This is a genomic window from Oxalobacteraceae bacterium OTU3CINTB1 (assembly GCA_024123955.1).
Classification (GTDB): Bacteria; Pseudomonadota; Gammaproteobacteria; order Burkholderiales; family Burkholderiaceae_D; genus Rugamonas.
In genome coordinates, this window is sequence record CP099652.1 from 1,754,819 (window position 1) to 1,776,106 (window position 21,288).

Consider the following 21,288-nt stretch of genomic DNA (forward strand, 5'->3'; position numbering starts at 1 on the left):
AAATGCAATCGTTTCATTTCTTGACTTTGGATTTGAACAGGCGAATAATGACCCTATTCCATTTCATTTATGCGGAGCAACACATGTCGAATCCACAAGAACAACAAAAAGTGCTCAGCGCCGTGCCACCCGCACAGGCCGCTGGCGCTCCCGGCGGCCCGGCCGCCACGGCGGCGGCGCCCGCCGGTCCGGCCAAGCCGAACCGCAAGGTGCTGGTGATCGCCGGCCTGATCGCCATCGCCGCCCTGGCCGCCGGTGGACGCATGTGGTACCGCAGCCATTATTTCGTCGAGACGGAAAACGCCTACGTGGCCGGCCACGTCACGCCGGTGTCGTCGCGCATTTCCGGCGTGGTCACCAAGGTGCTGATCGACGATAACCAGATTGTCCGCGAGGGCGATGTGATCGCCGAACTCGATCCGTTCGACCAGCGCGTGAAAGTGGAGCAGATCCAGGCGCAGATCGCCAGCGCCGAGCAGCAGGTGGTGCAGTCCGAGGCGCAGATCGCCCAGACCCAGGCCCAGGCCAGTGCCTCGGCCGCGCAGGTGGCGCAGTCGCAGGCCCAGTTGGTGCGCGCGAACCAGGACGCCGAGCGTTACGGCCAACTGTATAACAGCCAGATGAAGGCCGTCTCCAAATCGGAGCTGGACACCGCCGTCGCCGGCCGCGCCAGCGCCATCGCCGACCTGAATGCACGCAAGGACAGCGCCTCGGCCGCCAAGGCGCAGATCGCGGCCGCCCGTTCGGCGCGCGACGTGCTCAAGGCGCAGGTCGACGTGCTGCGCGTGCAGCTCAAGGACGCGCAGCAGCAGCTGGCCTATAACCAGATCCTGGCGCCGGTCGGCGGCCGTATCGGCAAGCGCACCATCGAAGTGGGCCAGCGCCTGCAGCCTGGCCAGCAAATCACCGCCATCGTGCAGGACAACGTGTGGCTGACCGCGAACTTCAAGGAAACCCAGTTGGCCGAGCTGCAAAAGGGTCAGGAAGTCAACGTGAGCATCGACGCGATGCCGGGCAAGGAATTGATCGGCACCGTCGAGAGCTTCGCGCCGGCGTCTGGCGCGCAGTTCGCGCTGCTGCCGGCCGATAACGCGACCGGCAACTTCACCAAGATCGTCCAGCGCGTGCCGGTCAAGATCGTGTTCAAGCCGGAGGACATCAAGGCCTTGAACGGCCGACTGGTGCCGGGCATGTCGGCGATCGCGGAGGTGTCGTTGAAGCAGAAGGATGAGGCCAAGCACGCCGCGGCACCGTCCAAAGTCGCGGCGCACTAAGGAGCCACTCCATGGCCAGCACCACGATCGATACGCCGGGCGGCGGGAGTAAGGCCGCCCCACCGCAAGCACCGATCATGCCGAGCGAGAAGGTCTCCGCCCGCACCTGGATGGCCGTCGCCGCCGGCATGATGGGCGCCTTCATGGCGGTGCTCGACATCCAGATCACCAACTCGTCGCTCAAGGATATTCTCGGCGCGCTGTCGGCCACGCAGGAAGAGGGTTCGTGGATCGCCACCGCCTACCTGGTGGCGGAGATCATCATCATCCCGATGACCGGCCTGCTGACGCGCGTTTTCGGCCTGCGCAACTACATGATGGGCACCACCGCGCTGTTCCTGGTGTTCTCCACCTTGTGCGGTTTCGCGTGGAACCTCGAGAGCATGATCGCCTTCCGCATGCTGCAGGGCTTCACCGGGGGCGCGCTGATCCCGATGGCGATGACCATCGTGATGACATTGCTGCCGCCGTCGAAGCGCGCCACCGGCATGGCCATCTTCGGCCTGACCGCGACCCTGGCGCCGTCGATGGGCCCGACCCTGGGCGGGTACCTGAGCGAAATCTACGGCTGGCCGTCGATCTTCTTCATCAACTGGGTACCCGGCCTGCTGCTGATCTTCGGCATCGGGATCGGCCTGGAAAAGCAAAAGTCGCAGCCGTCGCTGTTGCTGACCGCCGACTGGCTGGGCATCGCCTTCATGGCGGTGGGCCTGGGCAGCCTGACGATCTTCCTGGAAGAAGGTAACAGCAAGGACTGGTTCGATTCCTCCTTCATCATCACCTTCGCGGCGATGTCCATCGTCGGCCTGCTTGGCTGGGTGGTCAACAGCACGATGCGCCGGCAGCCCTTCGTCAACCTGGGGCTGTACGGCCAGCGTAACTTCGCCGCCGCCACCGCGCTGTCGATGGCGATGGGTATGGGCTTGTATGGTTCGTCGTTTTTGCTGCCGCTGTACCTCGGTCAAATCGCCGGCTATTCGCCGATGCAGATCGGTGAAGTGATCATGTGGTCAGGCTTGCCGCAGCTGTTCATCATGCCGTTCGTGGCCAAGCTGTCGTCCAAGATCGACAACCGCATCCTGTGCAGTTTCGGGCTGCTGTTGTTCGGCGGCTCGTGCATGATGAACGCCTACATGGACGCCAGTACGGGCTACGACCAGTTATTGTGGTCGCAGGTGGTGCGCGCGCTGGGCCAGCCTTTTGTGATGCTGACGCTGTCGAACTTCGCCATGAACGGCATCCAGCCGAAGGACATGCCGTCGGCATCGAGCCTGATCAACATGACCCGCAACCTGGGCGGCTCGATCGGCATCGCGCTGCTGGCGACGGCGCTGACGACGCGCGAGCACTTCCACTCGCAGCGCATCGGGGAATCGGTGAGCAATTTCGCGCTGGCCACGCAGGACCGTCTGGCGGCGTTGACGCAATCGTTCATCGGCCAGGGCATGGACGCCAGCACGGCGTCGGACATGGCGCTCAAGGCGGTCGACGGCATCGTGCGGCGCGAGTCCTTCGTGATGGCCTACAACGACGGCTTCTTCCTGGTGGCGATGGTGCTGTTCGCCTGCATCGGGGTGCTGTGGTTCTCGGATAAAGTCAAAGCCCCTTCGGGCGGTGGCGGCGGCGGTGCGCACTAAATCGATGCGCGCGCTAACACTAACTAATTTGTGAGGTAACACCATGTTCAATTCAGCTTTGAAGCGCCTGACGCTCGCTGTCTCCATCACCCTGGCCGTCAGCGGCTGCGCCACCGTCGGCAGCGATTTCACCGCGCCGAAAAACGTCGCCGACGCTTCGTTCCGCCATTTGCCGCAGGCCGGCGCCAGCGAGGCGCATCTGCCGGCACAGTGGTGGACGGTGTTCAACGACCAGACCTTGAACAATCTGGAACAGACCGCGCTGCGCGACAATCCGAGTGTGAAGGCGGCGGCGCAGCGGTTGGTGCAGGCGCTGGAGCAGGCCGGCGTGAGCCGCGCCAGCCAGCAGCCGTCGCTGAGCGTGAATACCTCGGTCGCCAACTCGCGCACCTCGGCGGAGACGTCGCAGGGGCTGGCGCTGGGCGGCCGTTCGATCAAGGGTAACAACTACACGGTCGGCGCATCGATGTCGTACGAGCTCGATCTGCTGGGCCGCGTGCGCCGTTTGGTGGAGGCGTCCGACGCGCAGGCGCTGGTGGCCGAAGCGGACCGCGACGGCGTGCTGCTGGTGTTGTCGTCGCAGCTGGCGACGACCTACTGGCAACTGCGCGGGCTGGATGCCGAGATCGCGATCCTGAAGGGCGCGCTCGATACCCGCCGCGAAAGCGAGGAGCTGGTGACGGCACGCTTCGACGCCGGCCTGTCGAACGAGCTGGATGTATCGCGCGCGCGCATCGAGTATGCCAACGCCAAGGCCGATTTGCAGGAAGTGCAGCGTCAGCGCAATTTGCTCGAACATAGCCTTGCCACCTTGGTTGGCGCTTCGCCGTCGGCGATGCTGACGGCGGCCAACACGGACGCCGTGGTGCTGCCGCAGCCGCCGGCGATTCCGGTCGGCCTGCCGGCCAGCCTGCTGGCGCAGCGTCCGGATCTGGCGGGCAGCGTGGCGAACCTGCGCGCGGCCAACGCGCAGATCGGCGTTGCCGAGGGCGCGTTTTATCCTTCCCTGACGTTGACCGGTAACTTCGGTTGGGCGTCGGAGAGCCTGCGCAAGCTGGGCGAGGGCAGCTCGCGCCAGTTCAGCGCCGGTCCGCTGGCGCTGTCGCTGCCGATCTTCGATGGTGGCCGCAACAAGGCCAACCTGGCGATCGCCAAGGCGCGCTACGAGGAGGCGCTGGCCAATCACGAGACCAAGTTGCTGACGGCATTGCGCGAAGTCGAGGATGCGCTGTCGGACGTGCAGCAGCGCCAGTTGCAGGGCGAGGCGCAGTCGGCCTCGCAGGTGGCGGCGGCGCGCGGTTATCTGGTGGCGCGTGCGCGCTACGAGCGTGGCGTGTCGACCTATCTGGATGTGACGGATGCACAGCGCAGCGCGCTGACGGCCGATCGGGCGGCGGTGCAGATCAACACCCAGCGCCTGCTGGCGGCGGTGTCGGTGGCGCGCGCGCTGGGCGCCGGCTGGCAGCCGTCGGAGAGCCTGGCGGCGGTAGCGAATTAAGTTTTACGCAATTGAGTTTTACGATTACGCGATGAGGCCAGCGGCGGTGCGCCGCTGGTCCTGAGCGTTTTGTCTTCGTGGCCCGGTACCCATGCGGGTCCGAATCGCTCCACAATGAAATCCACGAATGTCGTCAGCTTCGGCGTGGCTTGCCGGTCGCGCGGATAGACCAAATTCATCGGACGCGCTGTCGGCATGTAGTCGCACAATACCGGCACCAGCCGGCCGGCGGCGATGTCCTGCGCCAGCAGCACCTCCGCCTGCATCACCAATCCAAAATCCTGTAGCGCGGCCATGCGCAATGCCTGGCCATTGTTGGCGCGGAAGCGGCTGGCCTCGATGTTGCGGTTGCCGGTCTGCCCCTGCAGCCGCCAGCGCATGTTGAGCGACCACGCCATGAAGTCCAGGCATTCGTGCCGCGCCAGGTCGTCCGGAGTTTTCGGCGTCCCGTGCTTTTCCAGGTAGGCGGGGCTGGCGCAAATGGCCATCGCATAGTCGAACAGCGGCCGCGCCACCATCGTCGAATCCTCCAGCCGGCCGATGCGGATGGCGGCGTCATACCCTTCCTCCACCAGATCGACCGTGCGGTCGCTCAGGCTCAAATCCAGGCTCACCTCGGGATGCCGGCGCAGGTAGTCCGTCATCGCCGGCGCGATCCATTCGGTGCCGAAGGAAACCGGCGCGGTGATCTTGAGCCGTCCGCGCGGCACGCTGCGCATCGCCTCGGCGCCGGTTTCGGCGGCCGCGATCTGCGCCAGGATGGCCCGGCATCGCTCGACATACTGCGCGCCGATCTCGGTCAGGCTTTGGCGCCGCGTGGTGCGGGTCAGCAGGCGCGCGCCCAGCGTCGCTTCCAGCTGCGCGATGTGTTTGCCGACCATGACCGGGGAGATCTTGAAGTTGTCGGCGGCGGCCGTGAAATTGCCGGCATCGACCACCGCGACAAAAATCTCCATGCTGCGCAGTTTGTCCATCATTGCTAACCGTACGTTTGTAATGAACTTAATCTTAGCTCATTTATTCATGGCGTGATCGCCGCGATACTGGTCTCACTTAACCAGACAGGGAGTGGATCATGAAAATCGTCGTTATCGGTGCCTCGGGCACGGTGGGCAAATCGGTGGTGGAGGAATTGGGCAAGCGTCACGAGATCGTGACGGCGGGCGCGGGCAGCGGCCAGTATCGGGCCGACTTCACCGACATCGCGCAGGTGCGGGCGGCGTTCGAACAGATCGGCAAGATCGACGCGGTGGTGGTGGCCGCGGGCTCGCTGCATTTCGGCCCGCTGGCCGACTTCACGCCGGAGCAGTTCCACGTTGGCTTGAACAGCAAGTTGATGGGGCAGGTGAACGTGGCCTTGGTGGCGCGCGAGTATCTGAACGACGGCGGTTCGATCACGCTCACCAGCGGCATCGTGGCCGAGCAGCCGATCCGCAACGGCGCCAGTGCGACCATGGTCAACGCGGCGGTGGAGGGCTTCGTGCGCGCCGCCGCCATCGAGCTGCCGCGCGGCTTGCGCATCAACGCCGTCAGCCCCACGGTGCTGGAGGAATCGATGGACAGCTACGGTCCGTTCTTCATCGGCTTCGAGCCGGCGCCGGGCAAGCGCGTGGCGCTGTCGTACGCGCGCAGCGTCGACGGCGCGCAGACCGGCCAAGTCTATCGCGCCTGGTGAAGGGGACGCCATGAAAGTGATTGTGATCGGTGCGACGGGCACCATCGGTTCCGCCGTCGTCGAGCAGCTCGGACAACGCCATGACATCGTCGGCGTGGGCACGCGCAGCGGCCAGTATCAGGCCGACATCGCGGACATCGCGCAGGTAAGGGCTTTGTTCGAGCGTTTCGGCAAGGTGGACGCGGTGGTGGTGGCCGCCGGCGCGCTGCAAATGCGGATGGAAGTAATCATCTTTGCACCGCCAATCAGTCTGGTGCCTGCGGCTCTGGTGTCGGCGACTCGTCGCCAGACTCCCCGGTCTCATCTTCCTGTCGAGTTTTGTGTGTGATCACGTGCGCGCACCCACCCTGATACTGTACTGTGCATAGGTCGCCCAGCGTGGGCAGCGTGTCGATCTGTTTGGATAGATGGAACACGATCTCACCATCAATCGTCATTTGCTGAACCACCTCCGCGGACACGCCGACAATGCTCCCCGTATACTTCCATGGGCCAGGTCAATTTGTGGTAGCTGGTGTTCCGATCCCATCGCATACAGATCATCAATGCGGCTTGCGATGCGAAAGGAGCGATGCATGTCGTCAACCGGATTCCGGACGGCACCTGCCAGTTGCAGAACGCGATCACGATTCACCATACGGTGTTCGATCATGCTACGCGCAAATTCGATATCCTTTTCACGTCCGGCGGCAACTTTGGAAACAAACAGGTCGTGTGGATCAAGGCATAGACCGGTCACCGTCTCACCATTGGTGTCGTGCGCAACGATGTTGACAAGGCGGCCCTTCCAACCTTTTGCCAGTACAGCCGTTTTTTCCGACACCGGGTCTGCGTAGATACCATGTGTGTGGTGAAACTCGCTCAGTTCCCCGATCGACTCCAGTTTGTCTGTCTGCCGGGGTTTGTTTTTCGCGATCAGGTCGGCTTCGGTGGACCACAACAACTCGGCAGGGGAATTCGGGTACTTGCCAAGGATGGATTGAGAGCCGATGACGATGAATTGGTCATCGCCGACAATCTGCGCCGATGCGCGCAGCAGATGACGGAGTTGCTCGATATTCAAATCGCCTCCACCTCCGTTTGCGTCAACAACCCCGCGTACGGGGCGGACTGACGCAAGCGGTTCGAATTTTCATCTTGGCCTGTCATCACGGCCAACAACTGAGGATCACCCCCGCAGGTCAACAACTCACGCCATTCCTCGAACGCGGATACCCAGACCCCGTTTTTTTGCCAGCGCTCCATGTTCTCAAGGCTACGTCGCCGGATCTCGGACATCGTAAATTTTTTGACAATGAGCCAAGCCATGGCCAACTTCCTCCGATCCTGCTCGTCCTGCTTGTTGATTGCGCGGGAAGGTAATCCGAGTTGCACGGTAGTGTCACCGATCGTCACCTCTCGACGCACGCGCCGCCCGAGACGCTGCTGCACTTGTTCGACAGCAATTTCAACATCTCGCACAGTTGGGCGTATGTACAGGCCATATCCGGCACGCACTACGACTTGCTCACTTTGCAGCTCACTCAGAGCCCGGCTTAACTGACGGTATGTACCGCCAAGGTTCAAAAAATCGTCGCGCATGAAGACGTCCCGGCGCGATTTCCTGATCGTGCTTTTAAGCCGTTCTTTGAGCGTCATCTTCATGATTTCAACATGCCAACATGGGACATTCGATGTCCCATGTTGGCAGAACGTTCCTGCCCGGTCAAGCGCTGCAAAAGCAAGGATCGAGAGGCAGGTGTACCGGGCCTGGTAGTGACAATCCGTGAGTATTCGGACATTGTAAAAAGCGTATGCTGCGGCTTCACTTGATAGGAGAAGCCTCCGTGCTCAAAACCTTGCTTGGTCTGCTGGTTTTCTGCGTGCCGGTGTACGCACTTGCCGCTTCGGCGCCCTTGAGCATGGAGAGCCAGCCCGAGGCCGTCGCCCGCTCGGTGCTGGGCGAACGTCCCGGCGCCGCCGCCGTGGGGCTGTGGCACGATGACAAGGGGTTCTACGCCGAGGTGCGCCGCGCGGCCGTCGGCGGGGCCGCGGAGCGCCAGCCGGAAGGCGTGTCCCAACTGTTTGAAATAGGGTCGATCTCCAAGGTGTTCACCGGCCTGCTGCTGGCGCAGGCGGTCGAACGCGGCGACCTGGCACTCGGGGATACGCTCGGCAAGCTGCTGCCGGCGTCGCTGGACGCGGCGCAGGCCCGCGCGCTCAAGCTGAAGCCGGAAGTGGCGGCGATCACGCTGCGCCAGCTCGTCACGCATACTTCCTGCCTGCCGAGGATGCCCGCCAATTTCCCCGACCTGAACGCGGCCAATCCCTATCCCGGCTACACCCGCCAGATGATGCTGGCGGAGCTGTCGGCGCTCAAGCCGAAGCCGGCGCCGTGCGAGGCCGAGTACAGCAATTTCGGTTTCGCCGTGCTGGGCGAAGTGCTGTCGCTGCGCTATGGCAGCACATGGGAAAAGCTGGTCGGCGATCGCATCACCGCGCCGTTGGGCATGGCCAGCACCTTCCAGCATCTGCCGCAGCGGAAGGCGGACGGGCTGGGACGCATGGCGCCGCCGTTCAGTGGTGACAAGGCCGCTTCGCTGTGGGACTTTGACGCCTTCGCCGGCGCCGGCTCGCTGCGCTCCACGGCGCCGGATATGCTGGCGTTCGGCCGCGCGTTGATGGCGGGGCGCGGCGGGCCGCTGGGCGCCGCTGGCGAGCGGGTGCTGCAGCCGCTGGCGTCGATGAACGGCGCGCAGATCGGCTACGCACTGATCATGCGCGGTCCGCCGGAGCGGCGCACTTATTTCCACAGCGGCGGCACCGGCGGTTTTCGCACCCAGTTGCTGATGATGCCTGATGTCGGACAGGCGGCGATCGTCATGGTCAGCAACGCCGAGGCGCAGGCCGATTCGTTCGGCGCCGATGTGCTGGCCGCGCGCTACAAGGTCGGCGACACCAGTATCGCGCTGGACGCGGCGGCGCTGCCGCAATACGTTGGCGTGTTCCGCGCGGACGCCAAAATCGCCTTCACCTTCGTGGTCCAGGACGGCAAGCTGTATGGCCGCATGACCGGGCAGCCCTACACCGCGATGACGGCGGCGGCGCCGGACGTTTTCACGCTGCCGCAATTTGGCGCCGAGTTCGCTTTCGGACGCGAGAACGGCAAAGTGGCGAGCATGCTGCTGCGCCAGCGCGGCGGCGAGATCCCCGCGCGCCGCACGGACGAGCCTGCGCCGGCCGTCGCCACCGACGCCGCCATCACGCCGCAACGCTACACGGGACATTATCTGACCGGCGGTGATGGTGCGCCCAAGCTCGACTTCGACGTGCGCGCCATCGACGGGCAGCTGTGGGCCCGTTTGGACCAACAGCCGCTGCTGCCGGTGTTTCCGGTGCCGGGCAAGGCCGGCCGCTTCGCATGGGATGTGGTGGCGGCCGAATTGCAGTTCGAGCCCGACGCCGGCGGCGCAGCGGCGGCGTTGGTACTGCATCAGGACGGGCGCTCGATGCGCGCCACGCGGGTGGCTGGCGCGGCCACGCCCGCCGCGCATCCCGCCGGCGCCGACAAGGCCTCGAAGTAGCGCGGTGCGGCAGCACGGCTGGATTACAATACGGGCCTGACTCCACCCGAGGTTCGAATGAAAAAAATCCTGCTTCCATTGGCGATGGCGCTCGCCTGCGCCGCCGCTTACGCTGCCCCGGCCGACGTTGCCGACTTGAACAAAATGAGCAAGCGGTACGCGCCGATCGCGCTGACCGCCGACACCAGCAAACTCTCCGCCGGCGACAAGAAGGCCATCGTCAAGCTGATCGAAGCGGCCAAGATCATCGACGTGCTGCAACTGCGACAGCGCTGGGCCGGCAACGAGGCGCTGTGGGCCGCGCTGAAGAAGGACAAGACGCCGTTGGGCCAGGCGCGCCTGGGCTACTTCTGGCTCAACAAGGGGCCGTGGTCGATCCTCGACAGCCACGAATCGTTCCTGCCGGCAGAGATCGACGGCATCAAGATTCCCGCCAAGAAGCCTGAAGGCGGCAACTTCTATCCGGCCGACGCCAGCAAGGCGCAGCTGGAAACCTGGATGAACGCGTTGCCGGCCATTGACAAGGAACAGGCGCAGTGGTTCTTCACGACGGTACGCCGCAACGCCGACGGCCAGTTCACCACCGTCAAATATTCGGACGAATACAAGGCCGAACTGCAGCAAGCGGCCGCGCTGCTCAAGCAGGCCGCAGCCGCGACCGACAACGCTTCGCTGAAGAAGTTCCTCGAGCTGCGCGCCGACGCTTTCCTGAGCAACGACTACCTGGCTTCCGACTTCGCCTGGATGGATCTGGACGCGCCGGTCGACGTCACCATCGGCCCGTATGAGACCTATAACGACGAGCTGTTCGGCTACAAGGCCGCGTTCGAGGCCTACGTCAACATCCGCGACCAGAAGGAGACGCAAAAGCTCGACTTCTTCGCCAAGCACATGCAGGAGCTGGAAGACAACCTGCCGCTCGATGCGCAGTACCGCAATCCCAAGGTCGGCGCCATCGCGCCGATGGTGGTGGTCAACCAGGTCTACGGGGCCGGCGACGGCAACATGGGCGTGCAGACGGCCGCCTACAACCTGCCCAACGACGAGCGCATCATCAGCCAGCGCGGCTCCAAGCGCGTGATGCTCAAGAACGTGCAGCAAGCCAAGTTCAAGTCGACGTTGACGCCGATCTCCAAGCTGGTGCTCAAGCCGGCCGACCAGAAGGATGTCGATTTCGACGCGTTCTTCACGCACATCCTGGCGCATGAAATCACCCACGGCCTGGGACCGCACGTGACCAAGGTCGACGGCAAGGAATCGACCCCGCGCCAGGACCTGAAGGAAGCCTATTCGACCATCGAGGAAGCCAAGGCCGACATCACCGGCCTGTACGTGCTGGCCTACATGATGGACAAGGGCCAGCTGGCCGGCACGCTGGGGCAGGGCGAGGCGGCCGAGCGCAAGCTGTACACGACGTTCCTGGCGTCGGCGTTCCGCACGCTGCATTTCGGCCTGACCGATTCGCACGCGCGCGGCATGGCGATCCAGGTTAATTATCTTCTCGATAAGGGTGGATTCGTGTCGCACGGCGATGGAACGTTCTCGGTCGACTTCAAAAAGGTTAAATCGGCTGTAACAGATCTCGACCGCGAGTTCCTGACGATCGAGGCCACCGGCGACTATGCGCGCGCCAAGGAGATGATGGCCAAATATGTCGTCATCCGTCCCGACGTGCAAAAGGCGCTGGATAAAATGGCCTCGGTGCCGAACGATATACGTCCGGAATTCAAGACAGCACAAAGCCTGCTGGCGAAGTAAGTCCTCACCTTCCTCCAACGGGGACCGTCAGGTCCCCGTTATCATTCCGCATACAGAGTAGCCTTTCGACTAAATAGTTCAACTTTGCCTACGTAGAAAAATACTTCCGTGCGGCAATAAAAGTTTCCGTGATCGTGATAAAGTTGGTTTGAGGAAACCAAATCATGATCACGCGCCTACTTATCTCCCTGCTGCTGTTGTGCTCCAACTTCGCTTCCGCAGCGGAGTTGACCGACATGGAAACCCGCTGGCTCACCGCCGGATCGGCCATGCTGAAGTACGCTAAAAAAGAACTCAAACTGCCGATCGACATCATCGTACAGCCCACCGGCAAGCCGACCGACGTGCCGCTGGCGCTGGGCTTTCAAGATGGACGTTGCAAGCTGGTGCTGACGATGCGCAACCGGACCAACGTCGAAGACGTCCTGTCGACCGTGCCGGCGGAACAGCGGGCGCTGATGATCGAGGCGATGTTCGCACACGAAGTGGGCCACTGCTGGCGCTACGTGCAGGGCCAGTGGCACGAGATGCCGGCCGGTTTCGAGGAACACGACCACGCCGACGACACGGCACACAGCCAAGCGCAAGCGCAGGAACTGGAGCAGACCCGCCGCGAGGAAGGCTTTGCCGATCTGGCCGCTCTGGCATGGATACAACAGCGCCATCCCGAACAATATGGCGCCGTCGCCGCGTGGATGCGCCAGGTGCGCCAACCTTCGTCGTCCGGCCCGGTGGCCGGTTCGCACACCACCATGGAATGGCTGCAACTGGCGCCGACCGGCGACGCCTTCGCCGCCGGGCTGCCCTTGTTCGAGCAGGCGAGCGACCTGTGGCAAAAGGGTTTGCTGAACCAGGACGCGCGCGAGGATACCCGCCAAGGCCTGCGCCAGGCCTCGCTGCAGCGCTAGCGACATCGAAGTCAGGCTGTCGCCGCTCATAGCGCAAAAAATGCAATTCCCCAACTCTGTTCGTTCGCGCACAGAGGTTTCTCTGCTGTCGGCGTTTAATGTGTCCACCAACCACCACAATAAAGGGACACATCATGAACAAGCTCCTCTTCCTGCTTTTGGCCGGTGCAGCCAGCGCCAGTTTCGCCGCCACCCCAGCCAACGACACTGTGGCCTACAAGGCAGCCACCAATAAAGCTGCCAACGATTACAAGACCGCCAAGTCCGCCTGCGATGCGCAGTCCGGCAACGCCAAGGACGTGTGCGAAGAGCAGGCCAAAGTGGCCCGCGCGACGGCCGAGGCCAACGCCACGATGCAATACAAGAACGATAAAAAATCGATCGAAAAAGCCCGCACGGAACTGGCCGATGCCCAGTACGGCCTGGCCAAGGAAAAGTGCGACACCCTGGACGGCAACGCCAAGGATAGCTGCCTGAGCACCGCCAAATCGCAGCAGACCGCCGCCATCAACGCCGCCAAGGCAGGCAAGGATGCCGCCGACGTCGCCCAGACCGGCATCGACTGCAGCGGTATGACCGGCACCGACAAGGCGTCGTGCGAAGCCAAATCGAAAACCGAGCTGGCCAAGGATGCGGTCGCCGACACCGTGATCACCACCAAGGTCAAAACCGAACTGATGGCTGAGCCAGCGCTCAAATCGCTGGATGTCAAAGTTGAAACCACCAATGGCGGCGTGGTGCTGAGCGGCTTCGTGCCGTCGCAGGCCGAAGCTGACAAAGCGGTTGACGTTGCCCGCAATGTCAAAGGCGTCACCGACGTGAAGAGCTCGCTGCGCATCAAATAAGCGGTAGCTGGATGTGACTTCCCCCTGAAAGGGGCCTCCGCCGAGGCCCCTTTCTTTTCCTTGCATTCATTATGACCATAATTTAAAATGGCCGGCAGCGCGGGTTCGTCCACGCCCGCGTCCGCATCGCCGCAGCCATCGTCATTGCAAGGAGCATCATGTTCGCACTATCGCTTTCCAACTGGCTGCGGCGGCGCGGCTTGCACTATTCTTGGGTGATCGTCGCTGTCACCTTCCTGACGGGCCTGACCTCGTCGGCGGCGCTCGGCCTGCCGGGCGCGCTGTTGCAGCCGCTGTCCATCGAGTTCGGCTGGGACGTCGAACAGATTTCATCCGCGCTGGCGGTGCGCTTCGTGCTGTTCGGTTTGATGGGGCCTTTCGCCGCCATCCTGATGGAGCGTTTCGGCCTGCGCCACGTGGTCGTCACCGCGCTGACGCTGGTGGCGACCGGCATGGCGCTGGCCACGCAAATGACGCAGTTCTGGCATCTGGTGCTGTTCTGGGGAATCATGCTCGGCATCGGCTCGGGCATGACCGCGCTGGTGCTCAGCGCCATCGTCTCCAACCGCTGGTTCGACAGCCACCGGGGCTTGGTGGTGGGCATGCTCACCGCCAGTTCGGCCACCGGCCAGTTGGTCTTCCTGCCGGTCGGCGCCTGGCTGATCGAACGCTTCGGCTGGCGCATGGCCGTCATTCCCGTCTTCGCCGCCTGCGCCGTGGCCGCCGTTCTGGTGCTGCTGCTGATGCGCAACCGGCCCAACGAACTTGGCCTGACGCCCTACGGCGCGGCCCCGGGAACGGAAGTCGCACCGCCGGTGCCGCCTATGCACATCACGTTCGCCACGCCGTTCAAGGTGCTTGCCAGCGTCGCCGGCAACCGGGTGTTCTGGATATTGTTCGGCACGTTTTTCATTTGCGGGCTCAGCACCAACGGCCTGATCCAGACGCATTTCATTTCGCTGTGCGGCGACGCCGGATTGGCCGCCGTGCCGGCCGCGTCGGTGCTGGCGATGATGGGGGCCTTCGACTTGGTCGGCACCATCGGCTCGGGCTGGCTGTCGGACCGCTACGACAACCGCAAGCTGCTGTTCATGTATTACGGCCTGCGCGGCTTGTCGTTGTTCTGGTTGCCGTATTCCGAATTCACGTTTTACGGGCTGTCGTTGTTCGCCATGTTTTATGGCCTGGACTGGATCGCCACCGTGCCGCCGACGGTGCGGCTGGTGGCGTCCACCTTCGGCAAGGAGCGCGCGGGCATGGTGTTCGGCTGGGTGTTCGCCGGCCACCAGCTGGGTGCGGCGGTGGCGGCCTGGGGCGCGGGCAGGGTGCGCACCATGATGCTGACGTATAACCCCGCCCTGTTCGCGGCGGGGGCAGCCTGCCTGCTGGCCGCCGGCGTCATTTTGCTGATCAGGCGCGCGGTGCCGCGTCCAGCCGGGACGTAAATATTTTCATAACTATGTTGCGCCGCAATAGTTCATCGTGATATTGTCATTTGTGCCACGTTCGCCGGGGGCGCGTCGTACGCCAGGCGGTCCCCGAAAGGTGAATACAGGGAGAGGCACTTTTAAAATACCTATTGCGCAAGGAACAATATGAATTTCATCCAGTCCAAACACTTCAAGTTGGTGGCCGTCGCCGCCATGTTGGCCGCAGGGGCCGTCCAAGCCGCGCCAACACCGCAGACCGGTAATACTTCGGATCCCAGCAATTGGCGTTTCACCCCCGGCATGAGCTTCAATGGCGTGGCCGGCGCGCTGGACGGGGTTGCAAAACTGAGCTTCACCACACCGCAGGGCAACTACGCCTGCTCCGGCTCGCTGCTGGCCGGCGGCCAGTACGTGATCACCGCCGCCCATTGCGCCGACGACTTCAGCAAGATGACCGTTCAGTTCGGCTATGCCAACGGTAGCGCGGCCGTCACCCGCAATGTTTCGGTCGGCAACGCCACCGTCCACAAAGCGTGGAACGGCTCGCTCGACACCGGCGCCGACATCGCCATCTTGAAGCTCGACAGCGTGGTCACCGGCATCAAGGGCTACAACCTGAGCACCACCAACGACGTCGGCAAGGATTACCTGATGGCTGGGTACGGTACGACCAACCGCGCCGACGTCAACACGCCCACCAACTGGAACGATGCCGCCTGGGGCCACTACGGTTACAACACCTTCGACGTCACCAGCCAGGAGTTCAACGCGGCCTACTACCCGGCCGCCGGCTACGGCCCCGACGATCCCAGCTACTACGCACCGGGCGCCACCTACATGAGCGATTTCGACAACGGCACCGCCGCGCTGAACACCATCGGCCGCATGGGCGATGCCATTGGCGGCGCCTGGACCAGCGGCACCGGCCTGGGCACCATCGAGTCGATGATCGCCGGTGGCGATTCCGGCGGCGGCGATTTTGTCTGGAACGGCTCGGAATGGCTGTTGTCGGGCGTGCACTCGTGGGGCTGGGGCGGCGACAGCGCTTGCGGCGATCTCGGCCTGAGCGGCTGCGACAACGCGCCTAAAAACGGCTCGAGCTATGGCGACCTGTCGGGTTCCACCGCCATCTACTCGCACGTGGGCTGGATCAAGGCGGTGACGGCGGTGCCGGAACCGGAAACCTACGCCATGCTGCTGGCCGGCCTGGCGATGGTGGGCGTGGCGCGCCGCCGCAAGTTGACGTCGCAGGCCTGACGACACCGCGGACGGCGGCGACGGCCGCCGTCCGTTTTCGTCTGGTTGCCATGTAATCAGCCTGTCACACCGGAGTGCCACAATGCGCACCACCGAAAACAGACAGATGGAGATTGCATGCGCAATGCCTTGAACGCCCGGCGGCCGCTGATCGCGGCCGCCGCCATGATGTCGCTGCTATCCGCATGCGGCAGCGACAGCGTCCCGACCACCGACCCGATCCCGGCCGACGGCTATACCTCAACTCCGGTCGCCTTCATGAGCGACGTGCACTTCGAGAACATCTACGGCGACTTCAAAAGCAGCCAGTTCTCAGGCATTCCCACCAAGGACGGCAGGAACGCCACCATCCGCACGATGTACGCGCAGCTGACGTCGACCCGTCTGTTCAACGAAAACTATTTCGCCTTCCGCGCCGCGCTCGACGATGCCTACGGCAAGAACATCCGCCTGGTGGCGCTGCCTGGCGACATCTCCGATGATGCCCAGCCGATCAACATCGACGGCCTGGCCGACATCCTGCGCGAGTATCAGGCCAAGGGCATGCGCTTCTTCATCGCCCCTGGCAACCACGACCCGAACGAGCCTTACGACGACGATGAGGCCGGCAAAAACGACTTCCTCACGCGCGACGGCAAGGAACAAAAGATCTACGCGCCCAACAACGCCGCCTGCAAGGCCAAGGATCCGACCGTGGTCTGCACCGCCCAGCTGACCGAGCAGGGCTACGAGCGCCTGCTCACCAAGCTCGGCGACTTCGGCTACATGCCGAACAAGTCGGACGTTTATTGGGAGACGCCGTTCACCAAGTACGCGGACGGCAAATACAGCTTCGACGCCGCGTCGGCCTCGTCCGCGCTGAACAAGCGCCAGTTCGAGATCTGCGCGGAAGGCGAGGGCGGCAGCTACAAGGCCGCCGGCGAAACCAAGCTGGGTAAATCCTATACGCGCTGCACCAACATCATCGACGCCAGCTACTTGGTGGAACCGGTCAAGGGCCTGTGGCTGCTGGCGGTCGACGCCAACGTCCACGTCCCCAACGGCAAGTTCGATCCGGCCAATCCGACCGCCTTCGCCGGCTTCGACAACGCCGGCAACGCCGGCTGGAACAAGGTGACCACGCACAAGATCCATCAAATGGAATGGATCAAGTCGGTGGCCGCGCGCGCCAAGGCGCAGGGCAAGCAGTTGATGGCGTTCTCGCACTATCCGACGATGGACTTCTACGCCAACCAGACCGACGCGATGAAGGCGGTGTTCAAGCCGGGCGCCTTCCAGACGGCGCGCGTGCCGGAATCGGCCACCACCAAGGCGCTGGCCGCGACCGGCCTGCCGCTGCACATGGGCGGCCACATGCACTTCAACGGCACCAACGATTACCAGGACGCCGCCGGCAACTACCTGGTTAACGTGCAGTCGCCGTCGCTGGCCGTGTTCGGCGCGGCGTACAAGATCGTCAGCTACCAGAGCAAGGACCTGGTCGATGTGCAGACGGTTGGCCTCAACAATGTGGCGCGCTATAACGAACTGTTCCCGTTGTATCAGACCGAGTACGACTACCTGCAGGGCAGCGTGCTGACCGGCGACGTCGCCAAGCGCTGGAACCGCAATATCCTCGATACCCGCTCGTATGGCGAATTCACCCGCACGTACTTCGGCGAGCTGTCGCGCCTGCGTTTCATGGACGAGTACTGGCCGTGCGAAATGAAGCAGGCGGCGACCTCGCTCGACGCGCGCCAGATGCTGATCCTGTCGCAGTTGCAGACCAGGGTGACCTTGGCGCAGCTGAAGGACAATCCGTCTGTGGTGCCGTTGACGGCCGCGTGTGCCGCCAAGGGGACCGTCGCCGAGGGTGGCGTGGCGGCAAGCCAGTTGACGGCGGACTGGGCGGCGGCGACGGCCAAGGCGGAGCAACTGGCGTCGGCGGCGAACTTGAAGCTGGATGATTTTGCCAAGATCAGCGCGTACGAGTTTTATGGCGATTTCCACCGGACGGTGTATGCCGGCGAGCTGGCGTTGCGCGACATGGGCGCGCAACGGGTGGCGCAGTACAAGGTGCTGATGGCGGCGTTTCCGGCATCGCCGGCGGCCATCGTGAAGATCGGCGATTTGCCGTCGGATCAGAACCCGGTCAACGTGCTGTTCCAGTATCAGTTCAAGCAGGTGTTCGGGATTCTGAAGGGGCTGGGTTCGGGCAAGCCGAGCGATAGTTTCCGTATCGACCTGAAGGCCAAGACGTTGACCAATACCAGTGCCACGGGGTTGAGTTTCAACTAGAACGAGAGTGTTGGCGGCTCGTGGCGGATTACGGCGTGCCGCCTAATCCGCCCTACGTGCCTCCGTGGTCAGGCGAGGACCCTGGCCACGGGATTTGAATTGAAGAGGAAATACGTAGGGCGGATTAGCGTAGCGTAATCCGCCAATGCCGGCTCAGCCGGCGGCCGTCACTTCAGATACTTCGCCAGCCAGCCGTGTACTTCGCTGTAGAAGTAGCGGCTGTTATCCCCCTTCAAAATCCAGTGGTTCTCGTCCGGGAACACCAGCAGCTTGCTCGGCACATTCAAGCGCTGCTGCGTCGCGAAATTCATCAACGCATTGTTGGCCGGCACGCGATAATCCAGCTCGCCCACCGAGATCAAAATCGGCGTCTTGAATCCCGTGCCCTTTTCATGGTTCCCCGCCTGCATCACCGGGCTTTGCTCGCGCCACACCGGCAGATTGCCCCACACCGGTCCGCCGCTGTTGACCTCGCGCCCAAAGATGCTGTCGCTGGTGCCCCACTGCATCACCAAATCCATCTCGCCCGCGTGCGACACGATCGCCTTGTAGCGCGTGGTGGTCGCCTGCAGCCAGTTCGCCAGGTGGCCGCCGTAGCTGGCGCCGCCCGCCGCCAGCTTGCTGCCATCGACGAAGCTGTACTTGCGCACCGCCTCGTCGACCGCCTCGTTGACCTCGTCGCCCGGACCCTTGAGCGGATCGCCCTGGATCGCGCGGGCGAATTCCTCGCCGTAGCCGGTCGAGCCCTTGTAGTCGGTCAGCAGCACCACGTAGCCGGGCTGCGCCAGCAGGTGGTAGTTCCAGCGCAGCACGAACTGGTCGCGCCACATATTGGCCGCGCCGCCGTGGATGACGGCGAACAGCGGATATTTTTTCGCCGGATCGAAGCCGGCCGGCTTGACGATCATGTTGTGGATCATGCGTCCGTCGCTGGCCTTGAACCAGAAGTGTTCCGGTGCCTGCCAGTCGATGGCCGCCGCGCGCTCGGTGTTGAACGAGGTCAGGCGCTTGGGCGCGCCGTTGCCGAAGGCGTACACCTCGGGCGGGTTGATCGCCGATTCCCACACGCCGACCATGGCCTTGCCGCCGGCGCTGAGCGAACCGATGGCACCGGTCGGCAGCGACGGCTCGGCGCGCAAGTCGCCGCCCGCGTAGTTGATCGAATGCAGCTGCTCGAGGCCGGCGTGCTCGAAACTGAACACCACGCGGTTGCTGCCATCCGGCAGCACGAAGCGCGAGACCGAACGGTCAAGCGACGCCGTGAGTATCTTCGGCGCCGGATCGGCGATCGGCCAGGCGAAGCTGGCGATGCGGCTGACGTCGTAGACCTTGCCCGGCTCCTCCGCGTCGGTCAGGCTGAACAAGGTCTTGCCGTCCTTGCTGAACTTGAGCGCGCGGTAGCTGTGCTTGTCGCGCGTCAGCTGTTGCGCCTCGCCGCCGGCGGCCGGCACCGAGAAGATTTGCGTGTAGCCGGCCGCGCGCGCCGCCTCGTCGCGGTTGGTCGACGCCGGGAACACGACCTCTTTGCCGTCCTGCGACCAGATGGCGTCGAGCGACTGGCCTTCGTCGCCCTGGCCGCCGCCAAAGCCCGGCAGCGCCGCCAGTTTGGTGCCCGACAGCAGGTCGCGCGGCTTGGCGCCGACCGCCGCCTCCATCACGAACAGGCGCACCTGCTTGTCGTCGAGCCACTTGTCGAAGAAGCGCGGCGGGAAGCTCTCGTAGGCGCGCACGTTGTATTTGCGGTCCTTGCGTTCCTTGGCGATTTTCTTGATGTCGTCCTCGCCGGCCGCGCCGGGGAAGGTTTCGCTGACGAACAGCAGCTGCTTGCCGTCCGGACTGAATTTCGGCTGGCGCGCGCCCAGGGTGAGGGTGGTCAGGCGCTGGGCTTCGCCGCCGCCTGCGACGTCGATGCGGTAGATCTGGCCGGCGTCGTCGCCGTCGCGCTTGGCCACGAAGACCAGCTGGCGGCTGTCCGGCGACCAGTTCAGCGCGCCTTCGCCGCCTTTGCTGAAGGTCAGGCGGCGCGCCGGGGTGTCGTCGGTCAGCGATTTGATCCACAGGTCCGACCATTGCTCCTTGCTGTCGTAGGCGGGGTCGGTGACGGCGAACACGGCCCACTTGCCGTCCGGGCTGGCGGTCGGGGCGCCGACCCGTTTCATCAGCCAAACGTCCTCATGGGTGATAGCGCGTTTGGCGGGCGCGTCGGCCGCCAGGGCGTGGCCGCCGAGCGCGGCGGAAAGGAGCAGGGCAAGCAGGGAAAGGCGCGGTGGTTTCATGGCGTGGTCGTTAAAAAGACAAAACGACGATAGTCGCCAAAACTGCGGTTGCTGTCAATCAAGTTTCTGCCGGCTGCGCTGGCGGGCGATCCGTCAATCCCATTTCTTCAGCAGGCGCGCCAGCTCGCCGGTTCGTTCCATCTGTTCGACGGCGCGCCGCACGCGCGCCGTCACCGCCGGATCGACGTGCGTGCCCAGCGCCATGTAGGTTTCGGTCTGGTACATCACCTGGGGCAGAATCCTGACCTTGGCACCGTAGCCGGAGCGCTGCACGAAACCTTTCAGCCCCGGCCCCCGGTGCAGGAAGAAGCGGCCCCGGCGCGCCACCAGCTTTTGCAGATTGTTCATCGGGTCGGCCGCGCTGGCGCTGAATTGCAGATTGCCGATGCGCTCCAGCGCCTCGGTGGTGCCGAAGCCGCGATTGGTCAGGATCACGCCGTCGGCCCCCAGTTTGCGCACGTCATCCCAGCTGTGGATGACGACGGGGTCGTCGGCGCGGGCGAGCAACTGGAAGCGCAGCGGCAGCAGCGGCAGGTCGATATAGTTGTATTGCACTTCGCGTTCGGGCGTGCGCTGGATCGCGCACAGCGCGTCGTGCTGGTGGTTGGCCACTTCGGCGTGGGCCCGCACCAGCGGCAGCCACTGCTGGTCGCCGATGAAGACCAGGCCCGGATCGATGCGCTCGATGGTGCGGAAAATATCGATGCACACGCCGATCACGCGGCCATCGCCGGCGTCGATGAACTTGGGGTCGGTGCCGGCCTGCGCCGCCACCCGCAAGGCGACGACCGGTGCGGCGGCCGCCGCATGCATGGCCGGGGCGGCCGCGAGCAGCAGCCAGCACGCCATCAGCGGCATTTGCAGCCGTCTCAGCAGCATGGAGTCTCTGG

General features: G+C 63.9%; 17 protein-coding genes. 12 read left to right on the forward strand and 5 right to left on the reverse strand.

Annotated features, from left to right (window positions below):
- Positions 1 to 83: 83 nt before the first annotated feature.
- The 3 genes from NHH73_07565 to NHH73_07575 are packed head-to-tail and all read left to right on the forward strand — an operon-like array spanning position 84 to position 4,409.
- Complete coding sequence (locus NHH73_07565) at positions 84 to 1,274, forward strand: HlyD family secretion protein (protein ID USX28129.1); 1,191 nt, start codon at positions 84 to 86, stop codon at positions 1,272 to 1,274.
- Between the two features lie 11 nt (positions 1,275 to 1,285).
- Positions 1,286 to 2,911: a DHA2 family efflux MFS transporter permease subunit gene (locus NHH73_07570; GenBank protein ID USX28130.1), complete on the forward strand. Its 1,626-nt coding sequence runs from the start codon at positions 1,286 to 1,288 to the stop codon at positions 2,909 to 2,911.
- 43 nt (positions 2,912 to 2,954) lie between these two features.
- Positions 2,955 to 4,409, forward strand: coding sequence for an efflux transporter outer membrane subunit (locus tag NHH73_07575; GenBank protein USX28131.1), 1,455 nt, complete (start codon positions 2,955 to 2,957; stop codon positions 4,407 to 4,409).
- Here the strand turns inward: NHH73_07575 and NHH73_07580 are convergent.
- Positions 4,406 to 5,383 carry a LysR family transcriptional regulator gene (locus NHH73_07580; GenBank protein USX29581.1) on the reverse strand — a complete coding sequence of 326 codons (978 nt, stop codon included), beginning with the start codon at positions 5,381 to 5,383 and terminating at the stop codon, positions 4,406 to 4,408. The two genes, NHH73_07575 and NHH73_07580, sit on opposite strands and share 4 nt — an antisense overlap.
- Positions 5,384 to 5,484: 101 nt before the next feature.
- Here NHH73_07580 and NHH73_07585 point away from each other — a divergent pair, with 101 nt between their 5' ends.
- Together NHH73_07585 and NHH73_07590 are read left to right on the forward strand one after the other, a co-directional pair.
- On the forward strand, positions 5,485 to 6,084 hold the full coding sequence (locus NHH73_07585; protein USX28132.1) for a short chain dehydrogenase: 600 nt from the start codon (positions 5,485 to 5,487) through the stop codon (positions 6,082 to 6,084).
- A gap of 10 nt (positions 6,085 to 6,094) precedes the next feature.
- Positions 6,095 to 6,412 carry an NAD-dependent epimerase/dehydratase family protein gene (locus NHH73_07590; GenBank protein USX28133.1) on the forward strand — a complete coding sequence of 106 codons (318 nt, stop codon included), beginning with the start codon at positions 6,095 to 6,097 and terminating at the stop codon, positions 6,410 to 6,412.
- A 105-nt stretch (positions 6,413 to 6,517) separates the two neighbouring features.
- Here NHH73_07590 and NHH73_07595 read toward each other — a convergent pair whose 3' ends face one another.
- On the reverse strand, positions 6,518 to 7,147 hold the full coding sequence (locus NHH73_07595) for a hypothetical protein (protein ID USX28134.1): 630 nt from the start codon (positions 7,145 to 7,147) through the stop codon (positions 6,518 to 6,520).
- Entirely contained in the window at positions 7,144 to 7,728 is a 585-nt protein-coding gene (locus NHH73_07600; protein ID USX28135.1) for a hypothetical protein, read from the reverse strand. The genes NHH73_07595 and NHH73_07600 overlap by 4 nt, the downstream gene beginning before the upstream one ends.
- A 182-nt stretch (positions 7,729 to 7,910) precedes the next feature.
- Between NHH73_07600 and NHH73_07605 the strand changes: the two genes are divergently transcribed.
- The 7 genes from NHH73_07605 to NHH73_07635 all read left to right on the forward strand — a co-directional run bounded on the left by NHH73_07605 (position 7,911) and on the right by NHH73_07635 (position 18,122).
- On the forward strand, positions 7,911 to 9,647 hold the full coding sequence (locus NHH73_07605) for a beta-lactamase family protein (protein USX28136.1): 1,737 nt from the start codon (positions 7,911 to 7,913) through the stop codon (positions 9,645 to 9,647).
- A 57-nt stretch (positions 9,648 to 9,704) separates the two neighbouring features.
- Complete coding sequence (locus NHH73_07610) at positions 9,705 to 11,405, forward strand: hypothetical protein (protein USX28137.1); 1,701 nt, start codon at positions 9,705 to 9,707, stop codon at positions 11,403 to 11,405.
- Between the two features lie 164 nt (positions 11,406 to 11,569).
- Positions 11,570 to 12,313 (forward strand): hypothetical protein, encoded by a 744-nt coding sequence (locus NHH73_07615; GenBank protein USX28138.1) that lies wholly within the window; start codon positions 11,570 to 11,572, stop codon positions 12,311 to 12,313.
- A gap of 134 nt (positions 12,314 to 12,447) precedes the next feature.
- Positions 12,448 to 13,158 carry a BON domain-containing protein gene (locus tag NHH73_07620; protein ID USX28139.1) on the forward strand — a complete coding sequence of 237 codons (711 nt, stop codon included), beginning with the start codon at positions 12,448 to 12,450 and terminating at the stop codon, positions 13,156 to 13,158.
- A 158-nt stretch (positions 13,159 to 13,316) separates the two neighbouring features.
- Positions 13,317 to 14,603: an MFS transporter gene (locus NHH73_07625; protein ID USX28140.1), complete on the forward strand. Its 1,287-nt coding sequence runs from the start codon at positions 13,317 to 13,319 to the stop codon at positions 14,601 to 14,603.
- Positions 14,604 to 14,753: 150 nt separating this feature from the next.
- The gene (locus NHH73_07630) at positions 14,754 to 15,845 is read left to right on the forward strand and encodes a trypsin-like serine protease (GenBank protein ID USX28141.1); all 1,092 of its coding nucleotides are present in this window, start codon (positions 14,754 to 14,756) and stop codon (positions 15,843 to 15,845) included.
- Positions 15,846 to 15,962: 117 nt separating this feature from the next.
- Positions 15,963 to 18,122 (forward strand): metallophosphoesterase, encoded by a 2,160-nt coding sequence (locus tag NHH73_07635; protein ID USX28142.1) that lies wholly within the window; start codon positions 15,963 to 15,965, stop codon positions 18,120 to 18,122.
- A 167-nt stretch (positions 18,123 to 18,289) separates the two neighbouring features.
- Here the strand turns inward: NHH73_07635 and NHH73_07640 are convergent, their stop codons facing one another.
- Both NHH73_07640 and NHH73_07645 read right to left on the reverse strand, forming a co-directional pair.
- Complete coding sequence (locus tag NHH73_07640; GenBank protein ID USX28143.1) at positions 18,290 to 20,398, reverse strand: S9 family peptidase; 2,109 nt, start codon at positions 20,396 to 20,398, stop codon at positions 18,290 to 18,292.
- Between the two features lie 93 nt (positions 20,399 to 20,491).
- Positions 20,492 to 21,277, reverse strand: a complete 786-nt coding sequence (locus tag NHH73_07645; GenBank protein USX28144.1) for an ABC transporter substrate-binding protein — start codon at positions 21,275 to 21,277, stop codon at positions 20,492 to 20,494.
- Positions 21,278 to 21,288 lie beyond the last annotated feature (11 nt).